3 protein-coding genes are annotated in these 2,479 nt (G+C 44.3%); 1 reads left to right on the top strand and 2 read right to left on the bottom strand.

Annotated elements, in window-relative coordinates:
* Positions 1-223 precede the first annotated feature (223 nt).
* The gene (locus tag F6K20_RS34015) at positions 224-1,210 is read right to left on the bottom strand and encodes a calcium-binding protein (RefSeq protein WP_287263335.1); all 987 of its coding nucleotides are present in this window, start codon (positions 1,208-1,210) and stop codon (positions 224-226) included.
* Positions 1,211-1,467: 257 nt separating this feature from the next.
* On the opposite strand from F6K20_RS34015, the gene F6K20_RS34010 reads away from it, so the two are divergent.
* Positions 1,468-1,632 carry a hypothetical protein gene (locus tag F6K20_RS34010; RefSeq protein WP_158026250.1) on the top strand — a complete coding sequence of 55 codons (165 nt, stop codon included), beginning with the start codon at positions 1,468-1,470 and terminating at the stop codon, positions 1,630-1,632.
* 427 nt (positions 1,633-2,059) lie between these two features.
* Here F6K20_RS34010 and F6K20_RS34005 read toward each other — a convergent pair.
* The coding region (locus F6K20_RS34005; protein WP_502708911.1) for a M10 family metallopeptidase C-terminal domain-containing protein at positions 2,060-2,479 on the bottom strand (420 nt) is incomplete at its 5' end.

The raw sequence follows: 2,479 nt of genomic DNA, 5'->3' as shown, positions 1-2,479 counted from the left end.
TTTTCAAACTCGGAGATCCCCCTAAATCCCCCTTAAAAAAGGGGGACTTTGAGAATGGCTCCCCCCTTCCGCGCGGGGGGTTGGGGGGGATCTAAATCTTGCGGAAAACTTTGAAAACACGGCCTAGGCACTGCCCACCTTAGGATGAAAACACAGAACAGGAAACTAATCAAATCAAGGAGATTTTAACTAGTCAGTTGTTTCCCCCACCGTGTACTAGTCGTTATACAAAGATCAGATCGGCTGTTGTATAGGTATCAGTAACTATAGCAATAACCTCCAGGGAAGGAGTATTCATAGAGATAAAGTTAGCCCCAAAGATATAGTCGCCGATTGCTCCATGGAGTTGAATTGTATCCGTACCAGATTCGAAATCCGTAATTACAGCGTAATCATTGAAACCAAACCATCCTTGCCCAACATAGTAAGCATTGCTGCTATCTCCAAGCACAAATGTATCAGCACCAGCTCCTCCGGTTAAGATATCAATTTCATTAACACCTGGATTGCTACTGGTGGGATCGACACCTACGATGGTATCATTACCAGAGCCACCAAACAGAGAGTCATTACCTAAGCCACCTCGAAGAGAGTCGTTACCTGAGTCCCCAGACAGGGAGTCATTACCTGAGCCACCCAGAAGAGTGTCATTATCTAAGCCCCCAGACAGGGAGTCGTTACCTAAGCCCCCAAACAGAGAGTCGTTACCTGAGCCCCCAAACAGAGTGTCTTCACCTGAGCCCCCAAACAGACAATCGTGACCTGAGTCGCCAGAGAGAACATCATTACCTGAGCCCCCAAACAGAAAATCGTTACCTGAGCCGCCGATAAGAATGTCATTTCCCTCTTGACCAAAGAGAAGGTCATTGCCCTCAAGTCCTATAATGATGTCATCTCCCTCAAGTCCCAGGATTAAATCGTTGTTGCTAGTACCCAATAAAAAGTCAGGATTGGGAGTACCAAAAATCAACTGAAAAGGCCCTGAGATTTTAGTTGTCGATGATAAAGTCTGTAAGTCTGAATCATCGGAAACTAACTGTTGTATTTGATTAACACTTAACTGAGTCAGAGTAGGATTGTTAGGAGGTAAAATGGGGCTAGGAACTTCCTGATTCAGGATAGATTGTGGCAGTGAGTTGATTGACTCTAGTTCGGATTCTGGAATTAGGCCGGATGGTAAGTTCTCAATTGTATCTATGAACGTAGCCATGGTAAATTTACTCCTGTTTTTTTCAAGATTTTAATTAGGTATCTATAAAAGCTATCCACCTGGATTTAGATAATTATGCAAAAAGCGTAATATTTTTTTTTCTAGAAGGGAATTTTATGGTACTTATGTACTATAAAAACGGCGAAACAGCGTATAAGCAAGGATTTCAGCAAATTTAAAAATTTTATTTGAGAAATAAAAATTACCCCAAGTTATTGACAAAAGTCATAACTTGGGGTATAGAGTGAATCAGACAAGTGAATCAGACAATTGGTGAAAACGCGATTGACCGTAGGTCACGCTACGCGATCGCATTCGCTCAGGTTGATGTAGTTGATGTCGGGTGGGCAGTGCACCAGACCGATTCACCAAGCCAAAGCCCATTGCTAGGCACTGCCCACCAAACGATTAATCACAGTTGATGTCGGGTCCGCAGTGAACCAGACCGATTCACCAAGCTAGCCATAGGATTGCTAGGCACTGCCCACCAACGGATTAATCACAGTTGATGTCGGGTGGGCAGTGCACCAGACCGATTCACCAAGCTAGCCATAGGATTGCTAGGCACTGCCCACCAACGGATTAAAAGATAGGAAAAACAGTTGATGTCGGGTGGGCAGTGCACCAGACCGATTCACCAAGCTAGCCATAGGATTGCTAGGCACTGCCCACCAACGGATTAAAAGATAGGAAAAACAGGGAACGAACAGATCAAGGAGACTTTAACTAGTCAGTTGTTTCCGCCACCCTGTACTAGTGCTTAGTTGATGTAGGGTGGGCAGTGAACCAGACCGATTCACCAAGTCATAGGATTGCTAGGCACTGCCCACCAAACGATTAATCTAGTCGTTATACAAAGGTCAGATCCCCTGATTGGTTATAGCCACCAGACACTATAGCAATAACGTCAAGGCCCGAAGTAGAATTGATAGCAATAAAGTTGTCTTCAAAGGTATAGTTGATGCCTGACTTGAGTTGAATTTTATCCGTACCAGATTGGAAATCCGTAATTACAGCGTAATCATTGAAACCAAATAATCCTTGCCCAACATAGTAAGCATTGTTCTGATCTCCAATCACAAATATATCAGCACCAGCTCCTCCGGTTAAGATATCAATTTCATTAACACCTGGATTGTTACTGGTGGGATCGACACCTACGATCCTATCATTACCATCGCCACCAGATAGAGAGTCATTACCTAAGCCCCCAAACAGAGAGTCGTTACCTGAGTCCCCAGACAGAGTCTCATTACCTGAGCCCCCAGA

The organism is Moorena sp. SIO2C4, assembly GCF_010672485.1.
GTDB lineage: Bacteria > Cyanobacteriota > Cyanobacteriia > Cyanobacteriales > Coleofasciculaceae > Moorena > Moorena producens.
The sequence above is the reverse complement of the archived record's forward strand: the minus strand, read 5'-3'. Positions and strand labels throughout refer to the sequence as shown.

What these genes read in the sequence shown, in the direction of transcription:
- F6K20_RS34015 (WP_287263335.1), bottom strand. Translation starts at nt 1,210, where the DNA reads ATGGCTACGTTCATAGATACAATTGAGAACTTACCATCCGGCCTAATT.